Origin of the sequence: Paracoccus sp. (in: a-proteobacteria) (genome assembly GCF_030538755.1) — a bacterium.
GTDB lineage: Bacteria > Pseudomonadota > Alphaproteobacteria > Rhodobacterales > Rhodobacteraceae > Paracoccus.
Map to the genome: position 1 here is coordinate 1 of NZ_JAUNTJ010000046.1, position 3,961 is coordinate 3,961.

The window sequence follows — 3,961 nt, forward strand, 5'->3', positions numbered from 1 at the left end:
AACGAAACATCCGCATCCAAAACGCAAAAATAACCGAAATACAAAATAAACATAAAAATATACATAAAGTCGGGTGAGGCGGCGGCGGGCCATGCACTGGCCCGCCATGCCTGTCCGGCTTGCGATACCCGCCGCGATCTGGCGGGTATTTGTATGTATATATGTTGGGAGCAGGCCGGGGTTTCGTTGCCGTGATTGCGGCCAAGGGGGTATTGGCGCCCTGTCTTTCCCGCATCGCCTGCGCCCTGACTGCCCCCACATCTGCGGGGGTCGGATCGGACCCGTGCAGGCGGGTGAATATGCCGATGCGATCTTTTCCTTAGCCTCGTTCCAAGGAAAACCAACGCGAGCGCCTGTCATGTTCACCTTGATTTCATCGCAAGACGTTCCTTTTTACCCCGACCTGATGGCCAGTATCTTTCGCCTGCGGAAAAGAGTTTTCGCGGATGGGCTGAACTGGGATGTGCCCGTTCATGGCGATCAGGAATATGACGATTATGACCGCGCGGGGGCGTCATATCTGGTCTGGTGTTCGGATGATCGGGAAACGCTGTATGGTGTCGTTCGGCTGATGACCACCGATGGTCCCACGCTGCTGCATGATGTGTTCTGGGCCACGCATGACCGGGATGACGGCCTGATCGGCGATCATATCTGGGAAGGCACGCGCATGTGCGTGGACAAGGCGATGATCGCCCGCGACCACCCCGACGTGGATTGCGGGCGGGCCTTCAGCCTGCTGCTGATCGCCCTGTGCGAGGCGGCACTGGCCTGCGGGATCGACCGGCTGGTGTCCAACTTCGAGCCGGTGATGGCCCGCATCTATCAGCGCGCCGGGGTGCGGATGCAGATGCATGGCCGCGCCGATGGCTATGGCCGCCGCCCGGTGTGCTGCGCCTCGTTCGAGGTCTCGTCCCGCGTGCTGCACCAGATGCGCGCGCGGATAGGCATCAGCCTGCCGTTACTGATGCCGCAGCCGCATGTCATTGCCCGCAGCCAGACCGCCACATTCGGCAGGCGGGCCGCCAGTATCTAAGACCAGCAGACAGGGTGCCTTGTGGACAGTTTTTCGCTTTACTGCCTTGCGACCGAATCCGATCAGGCCGAAATGCCCCGCGTTCTGGGGCTGATCGAATCGCGGCTGGCCGCCGATGCCAGCCGCGCCGATGACTGGCTGTATAAAGGCGCGCTGCTGGCGCGGATGGGTGTTGGTCTGGACGACCCGGACCGGCGGCAGCGGTTCATGGCCACCGGGCTGAACCTGATGCGGGGGGCGCAGCCCTCGGTCTGGCTGGGGGCGGTGGTGCAGTTGCAGATGCTCTATGCCCGCGCGCTGACCATGGCGATGCTGCCGCGCCCCCCCGTTTCCTTGTCCGAGGCCGGGGGGAACATGCGGGCGCTGCTGGATCACCCCGGATTTGGCCGCCTGCACCCGCTGCGCCGGGCGCAGGTTCAGGCGACAAGGTGCCGGTTTCCTGATGGTTTTTTGTGACCGGCGGCGGGTGATGCAGATCAACCCAAGATTGATTCGCACCGGGGTTGGCGACAGTGCCAAACCCGGCCGCGATCCGATCTGAATGGTTCACCCCTCGGCATCCGCAGAAATTTCCAAAGCAAATTCAACCGTAAATTCGACTGTTCGTCAGCGGTGCCCGCTGGTTTCTGGCCGGAACCTGCCCAGAATTTGCAGTAACGGCAAATTTATGCCGATCATCCGTAAATTGTGCGCAACTGTCACAAAAATCCTTAACGCTTGTCACGGACCGGCGGTGGCCGATTCTGACCGACGCGAAGGAGAGCAGCATGCCCCCTCTGACAACGGCGCTCGAGGAAAATTCGACGGCGGATGCCGTGCTGAACCTGCAAGGGCTGCTGAAGGTGGATCACCTGACCTTTCACATCCTGAACAACCCCAGTGCCGGGATCGACAATCCGTTCGTGCGCACCACCTATCCCGAGGCATGGGTCAGCCATTACCTGCTGAACAGCTACAGCGCCGTGGACCCGGTGCTGCAACGCGCCCATTCCAGCGACGAGCCGTTCTTCTGGTCCGACCTGACCCTGACCCCCGAGGCGGAACAGTTGATGGAGCAGTTCGGCACGTTCGATCTGGGCAAGACGGGTTACAGCCTGATCCACACCGACGCCCATGGCCGCAAAAGCGTGCTGTCGATCAGCCGCCGCGACGATGCCGGGTGGGCCGGTCATGTCGATGCGCTGCATGACATGCTGGTGCAGATCCACGCCGATCTGCATATGAAGGCCGTGTCGGAAATCATCGCCGATACGCGCGGCCTGCCGCAGCTTGCCCCGCGCGAATGCGAATGCCTGCGCTTTACCTCGCAGGGGAAAACCTACAGTGAAATCGCGATCATCCTCGATCTGTCGGAACATACGGTGCGCAGCTATCTGAAGCTGGCGCGGGTCAAGCTGAACTGCGTGTCGCTGGCGCAGGCGGTGGCCAAGGCGGTGCGCTACAAGATCATCTGACCCGGCGTTTGTCGCGGTTGTCCGGGGGCGGTTCTGCCGTGCATAGTGGCAGCCGGGCGGCAAAGGCGGCAAAAACGACAGGGGGGCAGATGGCAAGGATCGCTTTTATCGGCGGCGGCGAGGCCGGGCACGGCTGGATCGCGCGCTTTATCCTTGGCGGCGATGATGTGGCGGTATTCGACGCTGACCCCGGCGGGGCGGCGGCGTTGAGCCGGGTTCTGGCCGATGCCGGGCGGGCGTGGGGGCGCTTGTTTCAGGCACCGCTGCCGGAACCGGGCCGGGTGATCCCCGCGCCGGAACTGGCTGATGCTGTGGCCGGGGCGGATTACATCATCGTCAGCCTGCCCGATGCAGACCCGCGAACCATCGCCCGGATCGAGGCCGCCGCGCCGGCGCAGGCGATCATCGCCCTGTCGGATGGCGGTGCGTTGCGGGATCTGCAACAGGGCGCGCAATATCCCGACCGGATCATCCGCGTGACCGGCTGCGCCCCGGTCTATCTGTTGCCGCTGGCCGAAATCACCGGGGCCGATGCGGCGGCGGGCAGGGCGGCGGCAATGCTGGCCGATGCCGGGATGCAGCCGGTCCGCACCGCCACCGCCACGGGCGCGCCGGTCGGCCATCGCCTGTCGGCCCGCCTGTTGGCCGAGGCGCGGCATCTGGTCGATGACGGGCAGGCCAGTGCTGCGCAGATCGACGACATCCTCCGGCTGGGGTCGGGCCTGTCGCTGGCGTGGGCGGGGTTGTGGGGCACTGCCGATCCGGCGGCCGGTCGCCCCGAGGGGCAGGCAGGCGATCCGGCCCATCTGCGTGATGAGGCGCTGACCGGCATCCTGCACGCGCTCAAGGCGGCGGGGCAGGGGGCCGGGCAGGTGGTGCGGGACGCCGAGAACCGCCTTTATGGCCGCGCCGTGCCGCCCCCGGCGGGCTATCCGCTGCGGCTGCATCAGGTGACGGTGGGCGGGGCCTGGCTGGATTACAACGGCCACATGACCGAGTTTCGCTATCTTCAGGTGATGGGCGACGCGACCGATGCGTTTCTGATCCACATCGGCCTTGGGCCGGAATACCGCGCGGGCGGGCATTCCGCCTATACCGTGGAAACCCATATCCGCCATCTGGCCGAGGTCAGCGCGGGTGAGCGGTTGTCCGTCGAAACGCGGCTGATCGGGCATGATGCCAAGCGGTTCCGCCTGCATCACCGCATCCTGCGCGCCGATGGGGTCGAGGCGGCGACGGGCGAACATATGCTGCTGCATGTGAACAGCGCCGCCGGGCGCGCCGTGCCGATGCCCGATCCGCTGATCGCCGCGCTGGATGGCGTGGCCGCGCAGGATCAGGGGCCGCTGCCCGACCATGCGGGGCAGGGCATCCGCGATATCGGCGGGGGTGCCGTGCGGGGATAAGGCGGGGCAGACGCCCCATACGCGCTAACTTAAGGGCTTGTGGGGTTTCTGGCGGCGTTTGCCTG

Annotated in this window: 4 protein-coding genes; all 4 read left to right on the forward strand. The window is 64.9% G+C overall.

Annotated elements, in window-relative coordinates; genetic code table 11:
- Nucleotides 1-406 precede the first annotated feature (406 nt).
- The 4 genes from Q4G14_RS14975 (at nt 407) to Q4G14_RS14990 (ending at nt 3,896) form a co-directional block, all read left to right on the forward strand.
- Nucleotides 407-1,036 carry an acyl-homoserine-lactone synthase gene (locus Q4G14_RS14975; protein ID WP_303362566.1) on the forward strand — a complete coding sequence of 210 codons (630 nt, stop codon included), beginning with the start codon at nt 407-409 and terminating at the stop codon, nt 1,034-1,036.
- Nucleotides 1,037-1,057: 21 nt separating this feature from the next.
- On the forward strand, nt 1,058-1,492 hold the full coding sequence (locus Q4G14_RS14980; protein WP_303362567.1) for a hypothetical protein: 435 nt from the start codon (nt 1,058-1,060) through the stop codon (nt 1,490-1,492).
- Nucleotides 1,493-1,803: 311 nt separating this feature from the next.
- Entirely contained in the window at nt 1,804-2,490 is a 687-nt protein-coding gene (locus Q4G14_RS14985) for an autoinducer binding domain-containing protein (protein ID WP_303362568.1), read from the forward strand.
- 89 nt (nt 2,491-2,579) lie between these two features.
- The gene (locus Q4G14_RS14990; protein WP_303362569.1) at nt 2,580-3,896 is read left to right on the forward strand and encodes a thioesterase family protein; all 1,317 of its coding nucleotides are present in this window, start codon (nt 2,580-2,582) and stop codon (nt 3,894-3,896) included.
- Nucleotides 3,897-3,961: the final 65 nt, after the last annotated feature.

Coding starts and splice junctions, on each gene's coding strand:
- Q4G14_RS14990 (WP_303362569.1), top strand. CDS start 2,580: ATGGCAAGGATCGCTTTTATCGGCGGCGGCGAGGCCGGGCACGGCTGG.
- Q4G14_RS14975 (WP_303362566.1), top strand. CDS start 407: ATGGCCAGTATCTTTCGCCTGCGGAAAAGAGTTTTCGCGGATGGGCTG.
- Q4G14_RS14985 (WP_303362568.1), top strand. CDS start 1,804: ATGCCCCCTCTGACAACGGCGCTCGAGGAAAATTCGACGGCGGATGCC.